The sequence below is a fragment of the Pseudomonas nitroreducens genome (assembly GCF_014204515.1).
In the GTDB taxonomy this organism is placed as follows: Bacteria; Pseudomonadota; Gammaproteobacteria; order Pseudomonadales; family Pseudomonadaceae; genus Pseudomonas; species Pseudomonas nitritireducens_A.
The window spans coordinates 48,729-69,982 of sequence record NZ_JACHLI010000003.1; the positions used below are offsets into that span (position 1 = coordinate 48,729).

15 protein-coding genes are annotated in these 21,254 nt (G+C 68.4%); 10 read left to right on the forward strand and 5 right to left on the reverse strand.

The features are described from left to right. Window positions 1-47 precede the first annotated feature (47 nt). The 3 genes from HNP46_RS05050 to HNP46_RS05060 all read left to right on the forward strand — a co-directional run bounded on the left by HNP46_RS05050 (window position 48) and on the right by HNP46_RS05060 (window position 2,450). Window positions 48-392, forward strand: a complete 345-nt coding sequence (locus HNP46_RS05050; protein ID WP_184586441.1) for a bleomycin resistance family protein — start codon at window positions 48-50, stop codon at window positions 390-392. 112 nt (window positions 393-504) lie between these two features. Next, window positions 505-1,479: a quinone oxidoreductase family protein gene (locus HNP46_RS05055; RefSeq protein ID WP_184586443.1), complete on the forward strand. Its 975-nt coding sequence runs from the start codon at window positions 505-507 to the stop codon at window positions 1,477-1,479. Between the two features lie 41 nt (window positions 1,480-1,520). Beyond that, complete coding sequence (locus tag HNP46_RS05060) at window positions 1,521-2,450, forward strand: LysR family transcriptional regulator (protein WP_184586445.1); 930 nt, start codon at window positions 1,521-1,523, stop codon at window positions 2,448-2,450. A gap of 63 nt (window positions 2,451-2,513) precedes the next feature. On the opposite strand, the gene HNP46_RS05065 is transcribed toward HNP46_RS05060, so the two are convergent. Then, window positions 2,514-3,503: a zinc-dependent alcohol dehydrogenase family protein gene (locus tag HNP46_RS05065; RefSeq protein WP_184586447.1), complete on the reverse strand. Its 990-nt coding sequence runs from the start codon at window positions 3,501-3,503 to the stop codon at window positions 2,514-2,516. A 167-nt stretch (window positions 3,504-3,670) separates the two neighbouring features. Between HNP46_RS05065 and HNP46_RS05070 the strand changes: the two genes are divergently transcribed. Continuing rightward, a complete protein-coding gene (locus HNP46_RS05070) occupies window positions 3,671-4,561 on the forward strand; it encodes a LysR family transcriptional regulator (protein WP_184586449.1) in 891 nt (296 codons plus the stop codon). After that, a complete protein-coding gene (locus HNP46_RS05075) occupies window positions 4,558-5,241 on the forward strand; it encodes a helix-turn-helix domain-containing protein (RefSeq protein ID WP_184586451.1) in 684 nt (227 codons plus the stop codon). The genes HNP46_RS05070 and HNP46_RS05075 overlap by 4 nt, the downstream gene beginning before the upstream one ends. 302 nt (window positions 5,242-5,543) lie before the next feature. Here the strand turns inward: HNP46_RS05075 and HNP46_RS05080 are convergent, their stop codons facing one another. The 3 genes from HNP46_RS05080 to HNP46_RS05090 form a co-directional block, all read right to left on the reverse strand. Further along, window positions 5,544-6,437: a sterol desaturase family protein gene (locus HNP46_RS05080; RefSeq protein WP_184586452.1), complete on the reverse strand. Its 894-nt coding sequence runs from the start codon at window positions 6,435-6,437 to the stop codon at window positions 5,544-5,546. 74 nt (window positions 6,438-6,511) lie between these two features. Beyond that, window positions 6,512-7,228: an SDR family NAD(P)-dependent oxidoreductase gene (locus tag HNP46_RS05085; protein WP_184586454.1), complete on the reverse strand. Its 717-nt coding sequence runs from the start codon at window positions 7,226-7,228 to the stop codon at window positions 6,512-6,514. A gap of 32 nt (window positions 7,229-7,260) precedes the next feature. Then, window positions 7,261-8,388 (reverse strand): MFS transporter, encoded by a 1,128-nt coding sequence (locus HNP46_RS05090; protein WP_184586456.1) that lies wholly within the window; start codon window positions 8,386-8,388, stop codon window positions 7,261-7,263. A gap of 304 nt (window positions 8,389-8,692) precedes the next feature. Between HNP46_RS05090 and HNP46_RS05095 the strand changes: the two genes are divergently transcribed. Genes HNP46_RS05095 through HNP46_RS05115 form a run of 5 tightly spaced genes read left to right on the forward strand, consistent with a single transcriptional unit; the run spans window position 8,693 to window position 20,523 of the window. Beyond that, the gene (locus HNP46_RS05095) at window positions 8,693-10,486 is read left to right on the forward strand and encodes a ShlB/FhaC/HecB family hemolysin secretion/activation protein (RefSeq protein WP_260403087.1); all 1,794 of its coding nucleotides are present in this window, start codon (window positions 8,693-8,695) and stop codon (window positions 10,484-10,486) included. Window positions 10,487-10,495: 9 nt separating this feature from the next. Beyond that, window positions 10,496-11,014 (forward strand): toxin-activating lysine-acyltransferase, encoded by a 519-nt coding sequence (locus HNP46_RS05100; RefSeq protein ID WP_184586458.1) that lies wholly within the window; start codon window positions 10,496-10,498, stop codon window positions 11,012-11,014. A 43-nt stretch (window positions 11,015-11,057) separates the two neighbouring features. Further along, the gene (locus tag HNP46_RS05105) at window positions 11,058-19,310 is read left to right on the forward strand and encodes a hemagglutinin repeat-containing protein (RefSeq protein ID WP_184586460.1); all 8,253 of its coding nucleotides are present in this window, start codon (window positions 11,058-11,060) and stop codon (window positions 19,308-19,310) included. Next, window positions 19,307-19,942, forward strand: coding sequence for a hypothetical protein (locus HNP46_RS05110; RefSeq protein ID WP_221454668.1), 636 nt, complete (start codon window positions 19,307-19,309; stop codon window positions 19,940-19,942). Before HNP46_RS05105 ends, HNP46_RS05110 begins: the two co-directional genes overlap by 4 nt. A gap of 14 nt (window positions 19,943-19,956) precedes the next feature. Further along, window positions 19,957-20,523: a hypothetical protein gene (locus tag HNP46_RS05115; protein WP_184586462.1), complete on the forward strand. Its 567-nt coding sequence runs from the start codon at window positions 19,957-19,959 to the stop codon at window positions 20,521-20,523. A gap of 10 nt (window positions 20,524-20,533) precedes the next feature. Here HNP46_RS05115 and HNP46_RS35665 read toward each other — a convergent pair whose 3' ends face one another. Then, window positions 20,534-20,824: a DUF6021 family protein gene (locus tag HNP46_RS35665; RefSeq protein WP_260403088.1), complete on the reverse strand. Its 291-nt coding sequence runs from the start codon at window positions 20,822-20,824 to the stop codon at window positions 20,534-20,536. Window positions 20,825-21,254: the final 430 nt, after the last annotated feature.

Here is a 21,254-nt window from a genome sequence, read left to right on the forward strand (position 1 = left end):
GATCCGGGTGATGATCGACCCGCCCTTCATTGCCTTCGGAGTTTTCCATGCCGCTTACCGTCCTGCTGCGCTGCCACGACCTGGAACTCACCCGCGCCCACTACCGCGACGTCCTCGGTTTCAGCGTCGAGGACTCCGCCCAGGGCACGCTGACCGTGCAGTTGCAGGACTGCCGACTGCTGTTCACCGTCGACGATCTGTGGTCCGCCGGGGTCGGCAGCTCGGGCACGCTGTACCTGCAGATCAGCGGGGTCGATCGCTACTTCGAGCAGGTGAAGGACCAGGCGCAGATCGCCTGGCCGCTGCAGGACATGACTTATGGCTCGCGGGAATTCGGCGTGCGCGACTGCAACGGCTACCACCTGGCGTTCGCCCAGCCGACCAGCGCCTGATCCAGGCCCGGCATTGCTGCACCCGGCGCAGCAATGTCCTGCACTGGCCCCGTCTGGTGCACAGCGATCACATCCCTAGACTGGCGTTTCCATCACCAGCCAGGGGAACACCATGATCAACCGCATCTCGCTCGACGTCTTCGGCGGCCCGGAGGTCCTTCGCCTCGACCAGGCTGAACGGCAACGGCCAGGACCCGGCGAAGTCTGGCTGGAGCAGGCCGCCATCGGCGTCAACCCGCTGGACCTGAGCCAGCGCAGCGGCGCGGTGAAGATCGCCCTGCCCTCCGGCCTCGGCCTGGAAGGCGCCGGCACCGTGGCGGCCATCGGCGCGGGCGTGGACAACCTGCAGCTCGGCGACCGCGTCGCCTACGCCACCGGGCCGCTCGGCGCCTATGCCAGCGCCCGCCTGTACCCGGCGCAACGGCTGGTGAAGCTGCCCGACGCGGTCAGTTTCGAAGCGGCCGCCGCCGTCCTGTTCAAGGGCATTACCGCGCAGTACCTGATCAAGTCCACCTGGCCGGTCGGCCCCGGCTCCCGCGTGCTGGTCTACGGCGCCGCCGGCGCGCTGGGACAGCTGCTGGTGCCCTGGGCCAGGCACCTGGGCGCCTTCGTCATCGGCGTGGTGTCGAAAGCCGCCAGCGTCGAGCGCGCCCGCGCCGCCGGCTGCAACGAGGTACTGGTATTCGACGCCGGGACGCTGGCCGGGCAGGTGCTGGAGATCACTGCCGGGCAGAAGGTCGACGTGGTCTACGACCCGATCGGCCGCGCGACCTTCGACGCCTCGCTGGACTGCCTGCGCTCACGCGGCCTGCTAGTCAGCTTCGGCATGGCCTCCGGCGTGCCGCCGGCGGTGGAAGTGGCCACGCTCAACGCCAAGGGCTCGCTGTTCCTCACCCGCCCTTCACTGGCCGCGCACACCGCCACGGTGGAGGAATACCAGCAGCGCGCGCAGGACGTCCTGCAAGCCGTCGTCCAAGGTATCATCCAGCCTCGCGTGTGGCGCCGTTACCCGCTGGCGGAAGTCGCCCAGGCCCACGCCGACCTGCAGGATGGCCGCTCCGAAGGAGCCATCGTGCTCATCCCCTGAACGTCCCGCCGCCGGGGCGAAGCCGCCGAACCGGGAGCTCCATGGATCTGTTCGACAGTCACCAGGCCGACCAGCTCGCCACCCTCCTGGCGCTGGCCGAGCACGGCTCCTTCGCCGCCGCCGGCCGCGCCCTGCAGCGCCATCCCTCGGTGCTGTCCAAGCGCCTTGGCGCCCTGGAACAGCGCCTGGGGGTGCGCCTGGTGGAACGCACCACCCGCCAGTTGCGCTTCACCGACGAGGGCCTGCGCCTGAGCGAGCGCCTGCGCCAGGCTGCCAGCCTAATCGCCGAGGCCCAGGACCAGGCCGCTCGCAGCGCCGCCCAGGTGCAGGGCCGCCTGAAAGTCGCCGTCCCGGCAGCCATGGGGCGCCTGTGGCTGAGCCCGATCCTCTCGCGCTTCGTCCTCGAACATCCGCAGGTCACGCTGGAGGTGGAATACTCGGAGCGCTTCGTGGATATCGTCGCCGAGGGCTTCGACGCCGCCATCCGCATCGGCGAACTGGCCGACAGCCGCCTGCTGGCCCGGCGACTCTGCGATCTGCGGCGCATCCTCTGCGCGGCGCCCAACTACCTGGAGCGCCACGGCACACCACGCCACCCGGCGGAGCTGGCCGACCACAACTGCCTGGGCTTCACCGGCCTGCACTCCTGGCCGGACTGGAAGCTGGCCAGCGCCGGCAAGCAGCAGTCGGTCAGGGTCAGCGGCAACCTGCACAGCAATGACAACGAGGCGTTGCTCTCCGCCGCCCGCCTGGGCGTGGGCATCCTCGCCGGCGGCGAATGGCTGATGAAACACGACCTGGATGCCGGCCGCCTCGTGCGTGTGCTGCCGCAATGGCAACTGGGCGCCGCCGGCGGCATCTACTTCGTACGCCCGTCAGCGCGCTACAGTTCCGCCACGGGCGAGGTGTTCAAGGCCTGGATCGAGGAACAGTTCGTCGACGGTGCGCCGTGGGAGCGGCCGTCACGCTGATCGACCGGTAAAAAAAACGGGCGCCCGGCAACTATGCCGAGCGCCCGTTCCGCCCGTCCGCTCTCAGACCGTGACGACGATCTTGCCCACCTGCTGGTTGGCTTCCAGGAAGCGATGCGCCTCCTGGATCTGTTCCAGCGGGAAGGTCCGCGCGATCACCGGGCTCAGCGCGCCGGACTCCAGGCCCTTGACGATGAAGGCCTTGGCGCGCTCCAGCGCTGCCGGGTCGGCGACGATCTCGGCGTAGAGGTAGCCCTTGAGCGTCAGGCTCTTGCCCAGCACAGTGAACAGCGGGAAAGGCGTCGGCTCCGGGCTCAGTGCGCCGTATTCGAGGAGGATGCCGCCGCGCGCCATGGCCTGGGTCAGCACCTCGAAACCGGGGCCGCCGATGGGATCGAAGACCACACGGGCGCCCTGCCCGCTGGTCAGCGCCATGACCTTCTCGACGATATCTTCCTCATCGCTGACGATCACGTGATCGGCGCCGGCCTCCAGCAGCGCCTGCTTCTTCGCCTGGGTGCGGGTCACGGCGATGGAGGTGGCGCCGACCATGCGGGCGATCTGGAACGCGGCCAGACCGACGCTGCTGGAGGCCGCGGTGACCAGCACGAAGTCGCCCTTCGACAGCTTCGCCTGCTCCACCAGCGCGCCCCAGGCAGTGACGTACTGCATCCAGGACGCGGCGGCCTGCTCGAAGCTGAGGTTCTGCGGATGCTTCACCAGCAGGTACGCCGGCACGTTGGCGACTTCGCCGTAGGTGCCCCAGCGGGCGATATCCAGCGGCGGAATCAGGCTCACCGCATCGCCCACCTGGATCTCCTTCACGGCGCTGCCCACTGCGCTGACCACGCCAGCGGCTTCGTAACCCAGGCGGCTGGGAAACTCGGCTTCCTGCAGGTAGGCGTGGTTGCGGAACATCACTTCGGCGCGGTTCAGGCCGAAGGCCTTGACCGCGATCTGCACCTCGTCCGCCGCCGGGGCGGGTACGTCCAGCGCCTCCAGTTTCAGGACGCTGGCGTCACCGTATTCGTGGATTCTGACAATGCGGGCCATGGCAACCTCTTTCTGCTCGGGGCCGGCACCAGGCGCCGGCCGAAATGGGAGTGTAGAAAGTCCCGGCAACGGTGCTCGACCGTCCGCGACATGCAGGGAAATCTAGGCGTTGGCCGGGGCCGGATAAAGGCCTAGGATGGCCGGACACTTGAAACACAGGGTTTGCAATGGACCGCCTCGAACAGATGGCCGTCTTCGCCAAGGCGGTGGAGCTGGGCTCCTTCAGCGCCGCCGCCGAAGAGCTGCAGCTGTCCTCCCAGCTGGTCGGCAAGCAGGTGAAGATGCTGGAGCAGCACCTGGGCCTGTCGCTGCTCAACCGCACCACGCGCCGGCAGAGCCTCACCGACTTCGGCCGGGCCTTCTACCAGCGCGCCAAGCTGATCCTGGCGGACATGGAGGCGGCGGAGAACCTCGCCGCCGTTACCCGCGGCACGCCCAGCGGGCGGTTGCGGATCAATGCGCCGGTGACCTTCGGCATGCGCACCCTGTCGCCGCGCCTGCTGGAGTACATGGTGCGCTACCCGCAGGTGTCGGTGGACCTGACCCTGTCCAACGAACTGGTGGACCTGGTCAACGACGGCTACGACGTGGTGTTCCGCATCGGCGAGCTGGCCGACAGCCGTCTCAAGGCCGTGCCGCTGGCGCCCTACCGGCTGCTGTTGTGCGCCGCGCCGGCGTACCTCGCTCGGCGCCCGGCGATCCGCACACCGGAAGACCTGAGCCAGCACGAGTGCCTGGGTTTCGCCTTTTCCGACGGCCGCTCCAGCTGGACCTTCGACGGTCCGGACGGGCGCATCGAGGTGCCGATTACAAGCCGTTTGACGATCAATCAGGGCGACCCGCTGCTGGCGGCGGCGGTGGCCGGACTGGGCGTGGTGCTGCAGCCGCAGGAGCTGGTCGGCGATGCCTTGCGCAGCGGCACGCTGGTGCAGTTGCTGCCGCAGTACAGCGTGCCGACCTCGCCGATGCACATCCTCTATGCCCCGGACCGGCGTCTCACGCCCAAACTGCGCAGCTTCCTCGACTTCGCCAGCGCTGCCTTCGGTCGTCGCCCATGAGCGGGCGCGAGCAGGCCTGGCACGGCGAACTCTGGCTGGGCACGGACTTCTGCCTGGTGGCCGGCACCACCGGCCACGCACGCGCCCACGCCCACTACGCGCACCAGCTGCTGATGGCCTGCGAGGGCGAAGTGAAAGCGCTGATCGACGACCAGCCGCAGCAGGCTTCCCTGCTGGTGATCGCCTCCAACCAGCGCCACGCGATCCTCGACAGCGACCAGCGCGTCGTCACCCTGTTCGCCGAGCCGCTGGCCTTCGAACTGGCCGATCTGCAACGGCTTTGCCACGACGTCGGGCCGCACCTGCAACGGCTGGCCGACGGCCTGGGCGAACTGCCACGGCGCCAGCTCGACCCGCGCCTGGAGAAAGCCCTGCAACGCATCCGCGCCCTGGACGACGGCGCCCTGCCCGCCCAGGCGCTGGCCGAGGCAGCCTCGCTCTCGCTGAGCCAGCTGGAGCGGTTGTTCAGCGGCACGCTGGGCCTCTCGGTGCGCCGCCTGGTGCTCTGGCAAAGGCTGCGCCAGGCACTGCGACTGGCCATGGCCGGCGACAGCCTGACCAGCGCCGCCATCGCGGCGGGCTTTGCCGATTCCGCGCACTTCTCCCGCAGCGTGCGCAGCCAGTTCGGGATTCGGGCGGACCTGACGTTGCGTCAGCTGAAGCTGCGCTTGCTCAGCTAGGGATCGCTTCGGCTGGGCCGACTGGCAGGAGCGAACTCTGTCCACGCTCATACGCATGGCGCGCTCCTGCAAATGGCGGCTACCGTTCGATATCTCCCGTTGGGAGGAGATTCCGCCGCGATGGATTTCGCGGACAAGGTCCGCTCCTACGTGAAGTTCTGTGCGGGGACAGCCCTCTCCCCCCCAGGGTTAGGGAGAGAGGAAATCCAAGGCACGAACGATCAGAAGAAGACCGTTGCTCCTAAGCCGATGGCAACGACGGAGCGCACCTGTAGGAGCGAGCTTGCTCGCGAACCGAATTTTCAGCGCACACCAATTCCCGCACGCCGCAACTCCGTCGGCAACGGCGCCGGCGGGTGCGCCGTAGCCGTACGACGGAACGGCTCAGCCAGCTGAGCCAGATACGCCAGCGGGTAGTCGGGGCGGTCGCCGATTCCCAGGTCATCCTCCGCCAGGTGGTAGTCCGGCAGGTGCAGCGCGGTGCCCAGCAGGCGATCCCAGAAGCTGAAGAACAGCGCGAAATTCACGTCTCCCGCCGTGCCGTACTTCAGGTGATGCAGGCGATGCAGCGGCGCCCAGGCGAACAGGTGGCGCAACGCACCGATGCGCATGTCCACATTGCTGTGTTGCAGCAACAGCTGGATAGCAATGGCGAACGCCAGCAGCGCGGCAATCTCCACGGGAATACCCAGCAACAGCAACGGCAGCGTGCCACCCAGGGCTTCGAGCATCTGGTGCAGCGGATGCTTCATCAGCCCGTTGAAACCATACATGCGCGTGACGCTGTGGTGCACCGCATGCAGCCGCCACAACAGCGGCGAACGATGGCTGGCGTAGTGCACCAGGGTGATGCCGAGGTCGGCGATCAGCAGCGCCGCCAGCAGCTGCAGCGCCAGCGGCCAATCCACCGGCCACAGCGCGAAGTGCGGCAGCCACAGGGCCAGCAAGGGAATAGCGGCAATCCCCAGGGCATTCAGCGTCTCGTTGACCAGCGCGTGGATCAGGTCGCGGGCGCCATCGCCGTGGTCCTGGTTCCAGCCCGTGCGGTAGGGCCAGAACCGCTCGGCGAGGAAGGCCAGCAGGATCGCCAGCGGCAATAGCGCCGGCAGGCACAGCAGCGAGACGCCTGCACCGATCAGGTACAGGGCCAGGCCGATGAAGCCGAAGAAGAACGCGGGGGCGTAGAGGTAGCGCATGGGGCGACTCCAGTGCAGTGGGAGTCGCCAGTGTTCCCATCGTGCTGCCGGTTGCGCTTGAACAATCCGCGCATTCAGCCCGGTGCGGGCAACAGCTTCAGTACGGCGCCGATCAGCCCCCAGCGACGGGTCACGTAGACATGTCGGGCGCGCCGCTGGATGGCCCGGCGGATGCACTGCGCCGCACGTTCCGGCGAGGCAACCCAGAAGGGTTTGCTGGCCTTGAGCATGTCGGTGGCGACGAAGCCGGGACAGGCCTCGGTGACATGGATGGCCTTGCCATGATGCCGCGCCAGGTCGCGCAGGCCGTCGAGATAGCTCGACACGAAGGCCTTCGACGCGCAGTACGCCGCACCACCGCCATTGGCGCGCAGCTTGGCGACCGAGGAGATGCCCACCAGATGCCCGTGCCCGGCAGCGAGGAAAAAGCGCATCGACGCCTGGGCAATGGCCGCGAATCCCAACGCATTGACGCGGATGGTCTGGTCATCCTGCGCCCAGGCCAGCTCGTGGTTCAGCTGCCCGGTGCCGGCGCTGATCACCACCAGATCGACCCGCCCCAAAGCCGCGAGAAACCCCTCGAACTCCTCCCGCGCGGTCTCGACGTTGCCGATATCCAGCGCGCGAATTTCCGTACCTTCTCCCAGCTCCCCGGCCAGTGCCTGCAAGCGCTCGACGCGCCGTGCCAGCAGACCCAGCCGCCAGCCCTCGGCAGCCAGCTGCCGCGCCAGTGCTGCACCGATCCCCGAGGAGCTGCCGACGATGACGGCAACCGGTCGTTCACTGTCCATGTTCCCTTCCTTGCATGAGAGTCGTGTAAGGCTCAACGCCGCCAGGCGCAGCCCAACGCGCTGAGCGCCAGTATTGCAGCCGCCCCCGCATAGGCCCAGAGCGCAGGCACCTGCGGCAGCAGCACACCGGCGAGGATGGGCCCGAGGCCCGCGCCGATGTCGCGCCACACCGCGTTGCCCGCCAGCGCCTGGATGCGCCCCTGCGGATTGCGCTGCGCCACCAGCGTGACCACCAGCGGCAGTTGCAGCGCGCGCAGGACCAGCACGAAGAAGGCGCCGACGAACAGCCAGTAGCTGCCGAACATCAGCAGCGCCAGCGAGGTAGCCAGCGACAGCACCACCAGCATGCGCAGCGCGCCGAAGCGATCGGCCAGGCGTCCGCCGAAGGGGCTGAAGAGCATCTCGCTCAGGTAGCGCACCGCCATCAGGATGCCCGCCACCAGCACGCCGGTGCCGCCCAGGTGAGTCTGCGCGTAGAGCGACAGGCCGAAGATGAACAGGCCGTCGAGGGTCACGCCCTCGATGAAGGACCAGGTGGCGATGCTGTCCGGCAGGCGCAGACGGCGGCCGCTGTTCGAGGGGATGTCGTGCCCCCTGTCGGGCAGTGCGCGGGCGCGCCAAAGGCCGCACAGGGCGCTGAGGCAGAGGACGAAGAAGATGCTGCGCGGGCCCAGCGTTTGAGCCATCACCGCGCCCAGCGGCAGGAACAGCATCGGCCCGATGGACAGCGTCGCCCGCGAGCGCCCGGCGCGCCGGGCAGCGCCCTGCGCCTCGGCGGTGGCGAGGGTCTGGGTGCTGAGGTTGAAGGTGGCAAAGCACAGGCCCCAGACCAGGCGCAGACCCAGCAGCGCGGCGAAGCCGGACAGCGTGGCGTTGCCCAGCGCGCAGGCTGCCGCCGCGAAGGCCGCCAGGCTGCAGGCGGCGCGGTCGCCATGGCGGCCGTAGAAGCGCACCACCCAGCCGTAGCCGACGATGCGCACCAGCCGGTTGGCCGCCAGCAGGATGCCCGCCTCCACCAGGGTCACGCCGAAATCGGCGGCGTACATCGGCAGCAGCAGGTACAGCAGTACGTCGCTGGGCAGGCACAGGCCGAGCACCTGGGCGGAGTTGCGCGAATCTCGGTCGGCTCGCTGCAAGGCAGGCGCGGAAGCGGACGACATGACGGCCTCATGACAACAGCGGGGCCGCAGGATAACCCGCGACCGGTGATGCAGGGAAAGAGCCGGGCGCAGGCCCGATGATATCACCGCAATAGCATTTTTAACCGTTCGTCAGCCCTGGGTAAAACTTCGGAACAAATTTTCCGTCCTTCATCTCGAACCGTCGGAAGTGTCATGCGTGCGTTACACGTCTGACAGCGCTGTATCAGCAGATTTACAACGATTAGAACGGATTCACGGTCTCGATCCGAACGGGTCGTCATAATTCGACGAGTTTTTGCAAGATATTTCACAAGGATGCGAAATGGCTCTTCTCTCTTGCCGTAGAGAGCTTCCGGCCGCTGCCGGCGTTGCTCCGCAAGCCCCATGGACGGGCGTTGGTCTCCCCCCTCGAAACGCACTGCGCCTGGCCATCCTGGCCGCCCTGGCGATGAGTGCCTGCAGCGGCGCCGCCCTCGCCGCCGATCCGTTGCCCGCCCAGCAACTGCTGCAGCAGCAGGAACGCGAACGCGCCCTGCGCGAACAGCTGGAACCCTCCCCGGACGTGCGCCTGAAGCTGCCGCCCAACGGCCTGGACGCCAATCGCCTGCCCCGCGACGAAGCGCCCTGCTTCGCCATCCGCCACATCACCCTGGTGGGCGATGCCGCCGAACGCTTCCAGTGGGCCCTGCGCGCCGCCGACCCGCAGGATGACCCGGCCACCGGCCAGTGCCTGGGCGCCAATGGCATCAACCTGACGATGAAGCGCATCCAGAACGCGATCATCGAGCGCGGCTACGTCACCTCCCGCGTGCTGGCGCAGCCCCAGGACCTGAAAAGCGGCACCCTGGAGCTGACCCTGCTGCCGGGACGCATCCGCAGCATCCGCTTCGCCGAAGGCACCTCGCACCGCGCCAACGCCTGGAACACGGTGCCGGCCAAGCCGGGCGACCTGCTCAACCTGCGCGACATCGAACAGGCGCTGGAGAACTTAAAGCGCGTGCCCAGCGCCGACGCCGACATCCAGATCACGGCCGCCGAGGGCGCTGGCGCGCAGCCGGGCGAGAGCGACCTGGTGATCGCCTGGCAGCAGAAGTTCCCGATCCGCTTCAGCCTCTCGGTGGACGACTCCGGGACCGACCAGACCGGCAAGTACCTGGGCACCACCTCGGTTTCGCTCGACAACTTCATGACCCTGAGCGACCTCTTCTACTTCAGCTACAACCATGACCTGGGCGGCGGCGACTCCGGCGACCGCGGCTCGAAGGGGCACACCCTGCACTACTCGGTGCCCTTCGGTTACTGGCAACTGGCGGTGACCTCCAGCGAATACGACTACCACCAGACCATCTCCGGGGCGAACCAGGACTACAGCTACAGCGGCGAGAGCAAGAACGACGAGATCAGCCTGACGCGCATGCTCTACCGCGATGCCACGCGCAAGACCACGGCCAGCCTGGGCGGCTGGAGCCGGCGCTCGAAGAACTTCATCGACGACACCGAGATCGAGATCCAGCGCCGGCGCATGGCCGGCTGGTCGTTCGGCCTGACCCACACCGAATACCTGGGCGCCTCCACGCTCTACCTCAGCACCGGCTACCGTCGCGGCACCGGCGCGCGGCACGCCCTGGCGGCGCCCGAGGAGCCGTTCGACGAAGGCACCTCGCGCTCCAAGATCATCACCGCCGAAGCCCAGCTCAACGTGCCCTTCGCCCTGGGCGACCAGCGCCTGCGCTACAGCAACACGCTGCGCGCGCAGTGGAACCGTACTCCACTGGTGCCGCAGGACCGCTTCACCATCGGCGGGCGCTACAGCGTGCGCGGCTTCGATGGCGAACAGATTCTCTCCGCCGATCGTGGCTGGCTGACCCGCAACGACCTCGGCCTGGCGCTGGGCCAGACCGGCCAGGAAGCCTACGTCGGGATGGACTACGGCGAAGTCGGCGGGCAGTCGAGCAAGTACCTGATCGGCACCCACCTGGCCGGCTACGTGCTGGGCCTGCGCGGCGGCTATCGCAGCGTGTCCTACGACGTCTTCGTCGGGCAGCCGATCAGCAAGCCCAAGGGCTTCGACACGGCCAGCACCACCGGCGGCTTCAACCTGACCTGGTCCTTCTGAGGAGGCGCCATGCATATCGACGGATTCGACATCACCGCGCCGGGCTTCATCGACGAGCCCTGGAGCGAAGCCGAGGCGCTGGGTTCGGCGGTCTGGCTGTGGCTGCACTCGGCGTCCCACCGCGACGTCCCGCTGCATGCCCTCAACGCCCTGCTGCTGCCGGCGATCAGCCATCGCCAGTTCATCCTCGGCCGGCAGAACGGCCGACCGGTGTTCTACGTCGCCTTCAGCAACCTGAGCCTGGAGGCCGAGGCGCGCTACCTGAGCCAACCGGCGATCTGCATGCCGGCCGAGGACTGGAACAGCGGCGAGCGCATCTGGTTCAACGACTGGGTGGCGCCGTTCGGCCACTCCGTGCCGGTGTCGCGCGTGCTGCAGCGGCACTTCTTCGCCAACCGCTGCGGCCGGGCGCTGTACCACCGTGGCGAACAACGCGGCCTGAGGATCAAGAAGTTCCAGGGTGTCGCGGTCATGCCCGCCGAAGGGCGCGCATGGTTCTCCGACCACCCGCTGGCCATCCAGCTCTGAGCGCGCCCCACGGCCTGCGCCCTGAACCGACAAAGGGATTTGTATGAACAAGCACCTCTACCGCATCGTCTTCAACAAGGCCCGTGGCCAGCTGATGGTCGTCGCCGAGAACGTCAGCAGCCAGGGCAAGGCGCCGGGTACCACCGATGGCCCGCAGGGCAGCGGCGGCGCCTCGCTGCTGGTCAGCCTGCGTCCGCTGCGCTTCGCGCTGATGGCGACCCTCGGGCTGGTCAGCCTGGCCGTGCCGCTGGCCCATGCCGATATCGTCGCCGACCATGGCGCCCCGCCCGGCCAGCAGCCGGGGGTGATCAACTCGGCCAACGGCGTGCCCCAGGTCAACATCCAGACGCCCAGCGCCGCAGGTGTTTCGCGCAACACCTACAGCCAGTTCGACGTGAACCAGCAGGGCGCGATCCTCAACAACTCGCGCACCAGCGTGCAGACCCAGCTCGGCGGCTGGGTCGACGGCAACCAGAACCTCGCCAACGGCACCGCACGGGTGATCCTCAACGAGGTCAACGGCAGCAACCCCAGCCAGCTGCGCGGCTACGTGGAAGTCGCCGGCGACCGCGCCCAGGTGGTGATCGCCAACCCGGCCGGCATTGCCTGTGACGGCTGCGGCTTCATCAACGCCAACCGCGCCACGCTCACCACCGGCACGGCGCAGATCGTCGATGGCCAGTTGCAGGGCTACGAGGTGCGCGGCGGCCGCATCGCCATCACCGGCAAGGGCCTGGACGCCAGCCAGACCGACTTCACCGACGTGATCGCCCGCTCCGTGGAGGTCAATGCCGGGGTCTGGGCCAAGGACCTGCGCGTCACCGCCGGGGCCAACCAGGTCAACGCCGACAACAGCAGCGTGCGGCCCATCGACGGCGACGGCGAGAAGCCCTCGGTGGCCATCGACGTCGCCCAGCTCGGCGGCATGTACGCCGGCAAGATCATGCTGGTGGGCAGCGAGTCCGGTGTCGACGTGCGCAATGCCGGGCAGATCGGCGCCAGCGCCGGCGACGTGGTGATCAGCGCCGACGGCCGCATCGGCAACAGCGGCCAGATCAACGCCACCGCCGGCGTGCGCCTGGACAGCAACAGCGGCATCGACAACAGCGGCTCGCTCTACGCCAAGGGCGACACCGCCCTGAGCAGTCGCGGCGACATCCACAACAGCGGCATCGCGGCGGCGCAACAGAATGTCAGCCTGAGCGCCAGCGGCATCGTCAACGACAGCGCCGCCACCCTCGCCGCCGGCGTCCAGGCCGACGGCAGCATCGGCACCAGCGGCCGGCTCGACATCAAGGCCGGCAACCAGGTGAAGAGCCAGGGCGCGACCCTCGCCGGTGGCGACCTCGACATCGCCGGCGCCAGTCTCGACCTGCAACAGGGCAAGGCCAGCGCGCAGAACGTGCGCCTCAGCGCCGGCAATGGCAACGCCGACCTGAGCGGCGCCCAGGTGGATGCCAGCCTTGCGCTGGCGCTCAGCGCTTCGCAGAAGCTCACCAGCGACTCCGCCAGGCTGGCCGGCGCCAGCGTGCAACTGCAGGCCCACGACCTGTCCAACCGCAAGGGCGAGATCATCCAGACCGGCACGGGCGACATGGCGATCGCCCTCCCCGGCACCCTCGACAACAGCGACGGACGCATCGCCAGCAACGCCACCAACCTCAGCCTCGACGCGCTGAACCTGGACAACCGTCGCGGCAAGGTCGAGCACGCCGGCAGCGGCACGCTGAAGGTCAACGCCAATTCCCTCGACGGCCGCGACGGCTCGCTGGCCAGCAATGGCCAGTTGCAGGCGAAGTTCCACGACGCCCTGCTCGACGGCGCCAGCACCGTGGCGCGGCAGATCGGCATCGACGCCGCCTCGCTGTCCAACCGCCAGGGCGAGATCCTGCAGACCGGCGCCGGCACCCTGCGCGTCAGCACCACTGGCCTGCTGGACAACAGCGGCGGCACCCTTGCCGGCAACGGCGGCGTGCAACTGGACGCCGGCACGCTGCTCAACCAGTCCGGCATCGTGCAGGCCGCCGGCGGCGACCTGCAGGCCAAGGTCAAGGCCAAGGCGGACAACAGCTCCGGCACCCTCGCCGCCACGGGCAACTCGCGCCTGGAGGCTAGCGAGCTGGTCAACGCCAAGGGCAAGGTCACTGCCAGCGGCACGCTGGAGGTCAATGCCGGCAAGCTCAACAACGACACCGGCACCCTGGCCGCCAAAGGCAACCTCAGCGCCCGTGGCGGCTCGATCAGCAACCAGGGCGGCACCCTCGGCTCGGTGGACGGCAGCGTGGCCGTCGATGCCACCCAGGGCACCCTCGACAACCGCAACGGCCGTATCGAGGGCCAGCACCAGCTCACCCTCTCCGGCCAGGGCGTGTTCAACAGCAATGGCCTGATCAGCGCCGGCAACCTCAAGCTCGACAGCAACCGCGCCAGCCTCGACAACCAGAACGGCGTGCTGATCGCCACCGACGGCGTGGAGCTGCAGACCGGCGCGCTGGGCAACCAGGCCGGACTGATCCAGGCCGACGGCCTGCTGCGCATCGACAGCCACGGGCAGGCCATCACCAACACCGACTCCGGCGCCAGCGGCGGCCTGCTCGGCAAGGCTGGGGTGATCCTCGCCGGCGGCAACCTGGACAACAGCGGCGGCTTCATCGGCAGCAAGGGCGATCTCGACCTCACGGCCGCGCAGATCGCCAACCAGCGCGGCGGCCTGCTGACCAGCGAAGGCAACGTGCGGGTAAAAGCCAGCGGCCTGGACAACCGCGGCGGTCAGCTGCAGACCCTCGGCGACGCCGTGCTCGACCTCGCCAGCGGGCGCCTGGACAACGCCGGCAGCCTGCTGCGCGCCGGCGGCAAGCTGGTCGTCACGGCGGGCACAGTCGACAACCGCAACACCCTGGGTGCCGATCAGGGCCTCGAAGGCCACTGGCTGACGCTCACCGCCGGCCAGATCGACAACCAGTCCGGCGCCGTGCGTGCCGACGAAACCCTCACCCTGAACAGCAGCGGCCAGCTGGACAACAGCGCAGGCCTGATCAGCTCCAGCAAGGACCTGAACATCCTCGACGGTGCGGCCAGCCAGTCCCTGGCCATCCTCAACCACGACGGCAAGCTGATCGCCGGGCAGAAGCTGTCCATCGACGCCAGGAACCTCGGCGGCGACGGCCAGACCCTGAGCCTGGGCGACATCAGCCTGAAACTGCGCGACAGCTACGTGCACAGCGGCCAGCTGCAGGCCAACGGCACCATCGACCTGCAGACCGCCGGCAACCTGGAAAACCAGGCCCGCCTCGTCGCGGGCCAGGCTCTGAAGGTGAAAGCCGCCGACGTGAACAACGCCGCGACCGGCGAGCTCAGCGCCACCAACCTCACCGTCGACACCAGCGGCACCCTGACCAACCGCGGCCTGCTCGACGGCCAGACCACCCGCGTCAACGCCGGCACCCTGAACAACCTCGGCAGCGGGCGCATCTACGGCGACCAGCTGTCGGTCTCCGCCGGCACTCTGCGCAACGATGTGGAGGACGGCAAGGCCGCGGTGATCGCCGCGCGCAACCGCCTGGACATCGGTGTCGGCTCGTTGCTCAACCGCGAGCACGCCCTGCTCTTCAGCGCCGGTGACCTCTTCATCGGCGGCGCCCTGGACGTCGACGGCCATGCCACCGGCAGTGCCAGTGAGATCCGCAACGCCAGCGCCACCATCGAGGCGCTGGGCGAGATGGGCCTGGCCAGTGCCGTGCTGCGCAACACCAACGAGCACTTCAGCACCCAGGAAGTGGAAGTCGGCCGCGAGAGCGTCCTCGAGTACCAGCTCACCGGCTCCACCACCCGCTACAAGCCCGAGCAGATTTCCATCTACAACTCCGAGGTCGATCACCTGGTCACCCCGGAAGGTATCCGCGACGACTGGAACCTCTACAGCTACACCCGCGTGACCCGCGAGACGCAGATCCTCAGTTCCGACCCGGCGCAGATCCTTGCCGGCGGCAACCTGCGCCTGGATGTCGCCGACGCGCTCAACGACAAGAGCCGGATCATCGCCGGCGGCACCATCAGCGGTAACCTCGGCCGCCTGGAGAACACCGAGGAGCCCGGTGCGCGCACCACCACCGAGAGCGGCATCGTCACCCACTTCTACCGCATCCAGAAGAAGGGGCGCGACAAGCAGGGCGCCGACGGCGCCGCCTACAACCCGGCGGCCAGCATCGTTGACATCTTCCTCAAGCCCGGCGCCTACCAGCAGAACACCGCCCACGTCGGCAGCGGCACCCAGGTCGGCGACCTCAACCTGGGCCGTGTCGACCAGCCGGCCTCCGGTGCTGGCGCCGCCCAGGTCAGCGTCGGCAACGGCCGGGTGATCAGCCCGGTGCTGGAAGTCACCGCCGTGCAGACCAAGAACACCGCCGGCGTCGCCGAGACCATCCGCACCGGCGGCATCGACAGCCGTGTGCCGGACAACAGCCTGTTCCACGTCAACCCGCAGGCCACCAGCGGCTACCTGATCGAAAGCGACCCACGCTTTACCAACTACCGCGCCTGGCTGTCCTCGGACTACATGCTGCAGCGCCTGAGCCTGGACCCCGGCCTGACCCTGACGCGCCTGGGCGATGGCTTCTACGAGCAGAAGCTGATCCGCGAGCAGATCGCCCAGCTCACCGGGCGGCGCTTCCTCGATGGCTACGGCAATGACGAAACCCAGTACCAGGCCCTGCTGGACAACGGCCTGACCTACGCCAACGCCTGGAACCTGGTGCCCGGCGTCGCCCTCACCCCCGAGCAGATGGCGCAGCTCACCAGCGACATCGTCTGGCTGGTGGCCAAGGACGTCACCCTTCCCGATGGCAGCGTGACCCGCGCGCTGGTGCCGCAGGTCTACGTGCGCGTGCGCCAGGGCGACATCGACGGCTCCGGCGCACTGATGGCCGGGCAGAACGTCGACCTGAACATCCAGAACGACCTGGTCAACAGCGGCACCCTGGCCGGGCGCAACGTGCTGTCGATCACCTCGCAGAACATCCAGAACCTCGGCGGCCGCCTGACCGGCACCGATGTGGGCGTGAAGGCCCGCGGCGACCTGGACAACCTCGGCGGCCTGATCGACGCCAGCCACAGCCTCACCGCGGTGGCCGGGCGCGACATCAACCTGACCTCCAGCACCCAGGACACCCAGAGCGCCCAGGGCAGCGCCACCCGCGTCTCGCGGGTCGCCGGGCTGTTCGTCTCCGACCCGGCCGGCGAGCTGATCGCCACCGCCGGACGGGACCTCAACCTCAATGCCGCGCAGGTGGTCAACAGCGGCGCCGGCGGCAAGACCACCCTGGGCGCCGGCAACGACATCAACCTCGGCACCGTGGCCGTCCAGGAACAGCAGAGCATGACCTGGAACGGCAGCAACTGGCGCAAGGAATCCAGCGCCGGCGAAGTGGCCAGCAGCGTGCAGGGCCAGGGCGACGTGCGCCTGATCGCCGGCCACGACCTCAACGCCCGTGGCGCCAGCGTGACCAGCGAACAGGGCGCGGTGCAGGCCTCCGCCGATCACGACGTCAACCTCACCGCCAGCCAGAACAGCGCCATGGCCGACGAGGCGCACAAGGTGAAGAGCAAGACCGGCTGGTTCTCCTCCAAGACCATCGTGACCCGCGACACGGTCAACGAGACCCTGTCCCAGGGCACCACCTTCAGCGGCGAGACCACCTACGTCAGCGCCGGCAATGACCTCAAGGTGGAAGGCAGCAACGTCGTCTCCAACGGCGACACCACCCTGGTAGCGGGCCGCAACGTGACCATCGCCTCGGCCACCGACCACCTCAACGAGGAACACAGCCGCGACGAGAAGAAGAGCGGCCTGTTCAGCGGTGGCGGCATCGGCTTCACCATCGGCAGCCAGCAGCAATCGGTGAAGAACACCGACGATGGCGACACGGCCGCCGCCAGCACCGTCGGCTCGATCAACGGCAACGTCAACATCAAGGCCGGCGAGGCCTACCGCCAGGTCGGCAGCAAGGTCAGCGCGCCCAGCGGCGACGTCAACATCGAAGGCCGCACGGTGGACATCGTCGAGGCGCAGCAGGCCCACCTCAGCACCCAGGAAAGCAAGTTCAAGCAGAGCGGGCTTTCCGTCACCCTGACCAACCCGATCATCAGCGCCGTGCAGACCGCGCAGCAGATGAAGAAGTCCGCCGAGCGCACCGACGACAACCGCATGAAGGCCCTGGCCGCGGCCAACGTCGCCATGGAAGGCGCCGGCGCCGCCTCCGCCGTCATGGCCAACCCGGCCCAGGCCGGCGGCATCAACATCAGCATCTCCATCGGCGCGAGCAAGAACGAGAGCCGCAGCGAGCAGCGCGGCAGCACCGCCGCCGGCTCCAGCGTGAGCGCCGGACGCGATGTGAACATCGTCGCCAGCGGCGCCGGCAAGGACAGCGATATCACCGTGCAGGGCAGCCAGATCAGCGCCGGGCGCGACGCCAACCTCAAGGCCGAGGGCGACATCGCCCTGCTGGCGGCGCAGAACACCGTCGAGCAGCACAGCACCAGCAAGGGCAGCAGCGCCAGCATCGGCATCGGCTTCGCCGTGGGCGGCACGCAGAACGGCTTCACCATCAATGCCGGGGCCTCGCAGAGCCGTGGCAACGCCGACGGCAAGGACCTGGTCTGGAGCAACACCCACGTCGACGGCGGGCGCCAGGTCAACCTGCAATCGGGCGGCGACACCCAGCTGCGCGGCGCGCTGGTCAGCGCACCGCAGGTCACCGCCGACGTCGGCGGCAACCTCAGCATCGAGAGCCTGCAGGACACCAGCACCTACGACGCCAAGCAGTCGAGCAAGGGCGTCGGCGTCAGCCTGTGCATCCCGCCGTTCTGCTACGGCGCCTCCAGCGGCAGCGTCAGCAGCAACACCGCCAAGCAGAACTCCAACTACGCCAGCGTCACCGAGCAATCGGGGATCAAGGCCGGTGACGGTGGTTTCGATATCCGCGTGAACGGCAACACCGACCTCAAGGGCGGCCTGATCGCCAGCAGCGACGCCGCCATCGAAGCCGGCCGCAACCGGCTCAGCACCGCCACCCTGACCCAGTCGGACATCCACAACGCGGCGGACGCCAAGGCCACCAGCAGCGGCGTCAACCTCAGCAGCGACATGCTCACCCAGGGCAAGTACGGCGTCGGCAAGGCCATCGTCGGCAGCGCCCTGAACTCGGGCAAGGACTCCGGCTCCTCGTCCGGCGACACCCGCAGCGCCATCAGCGCCGGCACCGTGGTCATCACCGACGACGCCCTGCAGCAGCAGCTCACCGGCAGCAACGCGGCGGACACCGTCGCCGGCCTCAACCGCGACACCGCCAACGCCCACACCGCCGCCGAGCGCCAGGACGTCGACGAGATGCGCCGCACCGCCGAGGCCGAGCAGGCGATCAAGAACGAAACCTACCGCCAGGCCGTACAGTTCACCGACGACGCCTACCGCAAGATGTTCCTGGAGAAGGCGCGGATGTTCGTCATCCTCACCGACGACCAGGGCAACGTCCTGCGCGACAAGGACGGCGTGCCGCTGCGCCGCGAGCTCGACGACAGCGAGAAGGCCAACCTCCAGGCCGGCGCCGACGGCCGCGTGCACATCGCCAACAACGGCATCTTCAACGACGAGAACGGCGCGGCCAGGTATGCCGCCCAGCACAGCACCGCCGACGGCCCGCAGTACTTCATCTGGTTCCCGGACGCCAGCAACAGCGTCTCCGAGCTGCTCATCGCCGGCTACCAGAAGTACCTGGAGAACGACTTCTGGGGCCTGGCCAACGCCACCGTCGAGACCCGCGACGCCCTGCTGCGCTATGGCGAGACAGGTCTGCACATCGACGGCCACAGCCGCGGCTCGATGACCACCGGCAACGCCATGGAGTCCATCGCCCGCCTGCCCGATCCCAGCGGCAGCCTGAGCAACACCACCCTCAACTTCTATGGCCCGGCCTACAATGCCGCCAAGGCTGACGACCTGCTGGCCATGCTGCAGAATCGCGATGCCATGAGCGACGAGAAGAAGAACGAGATGGTCGTCCAGCTGCAGAACCACAAGACCGACCCGGTGGGCGGCTGGATCGGCTGGAACCCCGCCACCGGCGGCACCATCCCCGAAGACAGCAACACCCTCAAGGAGATCAAGAACGTGGCGGGCGGCAAATACACCGTGCACAACTGCTATGGCAACGGCGACCCCGCCTGCCAGAAGTTCTGGCAGGACATGCCCGAGAAGAAACCGGAGCTGACCCCGGTGAAGACCTACCCGCAGACCCCATGAGCACTCCGCTGCAGCGCCACCGCGCCCTGGCCATGCTCCTGCCCTGCCTGCTCCTGGCTGCCTGCAGCCAGGCCAGGCCCCTGCAGCCGCCGCCACCGCTCTTCGAGCTGTGGGCGAAATCCGGCGTCGACCAGCAGGGCGTGCGCAGCGCCCTGCTGGACTGCGGCTTCCCCGACGCCGCCTACGTCGACAGCAACAGCATCACCAGCAACGACTACGCCCGCGCCGAGCAGTGCATGCTCGGCAAGGGTTTCGTCTACCAGGACCGCTACACCCTCTGCGACACCAGCCCGCAGCTGGCGGCCTGCAAAACAGCCGGCAGTACGCCGCAGAGCAGCTCCACGCAGCGCCCACCCGCCTACACGCAATGGACGCAAGCTGGCGCTGATAGCCAGAGCGTGCAGCAGGCCATGCAGGCCTGCGGCTACACCACGGTCATCGAGCCCATCGACGACATGCTGCTCAACGACATCGCCGCCGCGCAGCTGTGCATGCTCGACCGTGGCTTCCGTTTCACCCGGCCGGCCAACAGCCTGCTGTGCAGGAACCCGCCCATGCTGCAAGCCTGCCGCGGCAAGGTCATCGACACGCAGAACTGCTGCGCCCCACCCAGGGCGGCCGGGCAGCACTGAACCCAGGAATCTCCATGCACGCCATCCGCCTACCCCACACCAGCGCCGTGGCGCTGGTGGCATTGCTGATCGCCGGCTGCGGCAACCTTGCCAACGTGCAGTCCTATTCGACACCGTATTCGCCCCCTACGAGCGGCGAAACCGCCCGCCTGCGGGTCATCACCAACGGCATGGCGCGCGGCGTCCCTGGCAGCGCCTGCATCGACTGGCGACGCGCCGGCGCCGGCGTGATCGCCGTGGCGCAATCCGGCTTCGCCAGCCGCAACGACCAGAGCCTGGGCATGCCACCGAGCCGCCAGGCCGAGCAACTGCGCCAGGGCGGCTTCGCCCGCAGCGAAGTTCTGGTGCCAGCTGGCCAGCCCTTCGCCGTCAATTTCCAGAGCCAGGGCATGGTCAGCAGCGGCTACTCCTACAGCTGCCAGCAGTCCATGACCTTCACCCCGCAAGCCGGGCAGGACTACGAACTGCTGCTGATGGAAAGCGGCCAGTGCCTGGCGCGGCTGGTGCGCCTGGGGGATGGCCGCAACCTCAGCGGCAGCCTGCAGGACACCCGCCTGTGCAACGCCTCCGACGCGCTCTGAGCGCAGCGGTTCAGGAGCGCGAGTAAGGCGGATACTGATCCCCCGGCACGCGACGCTGCCCCTGTGGGTCCGGGCCGTCCTGCGGCACGTGGGGCGGATGCGGCGGATCGATCTGCGGATCGGCCAGGTCCGGCGAATCCGGGTCGAAACCCAACTCCGGGTCCACCTTGCGCGAACCGCCGAGCGGCCCCTGGCGTTGCGGGTAGCCGGGCAAGCCGCGACTGGCACCGGGGCCGGTCTGCGACGGCCAGCGCTCGGGGGCAATCGTCGGACGCTGTCTGATTTCACCGTGGCCTTTCATGTTCACCTCCAGCGATTCGGGTAATGGCATGACGGTGGACGCGAGGCCGCCCCGAAGGTTTCAGCCGATTGCCCGGCGGACATCCCCCTCCTCCGCCTGCCTGCGGTAGTGCAATCCCCACCCCGGCCGGACTGTAGGAGCGAGCTTGCTCGCGGACCGCACCCCACCGCCCCAACCGGTCAACGTCTTTGCCAGACGCGTCGGGCGGCGTACCGCGAGCTCGCGATACCCATGCTGTCATCGCGCGGGAGCCGTGCCGGGCGGTTCGCGAGTACAGCGGCGGGTAGCCCCAGGTGTTGGGAAAAGGGATGAGACCCGCTTCATTCTGTCGGCAATGCCCTGCCACGGCATCGCGCCCATCAACCGAAAAGTCTCACGGGTCATTAGCCTTGCGGGCCTACAAGCGCCGTCCCTAGCCTTTGTCTGCCGC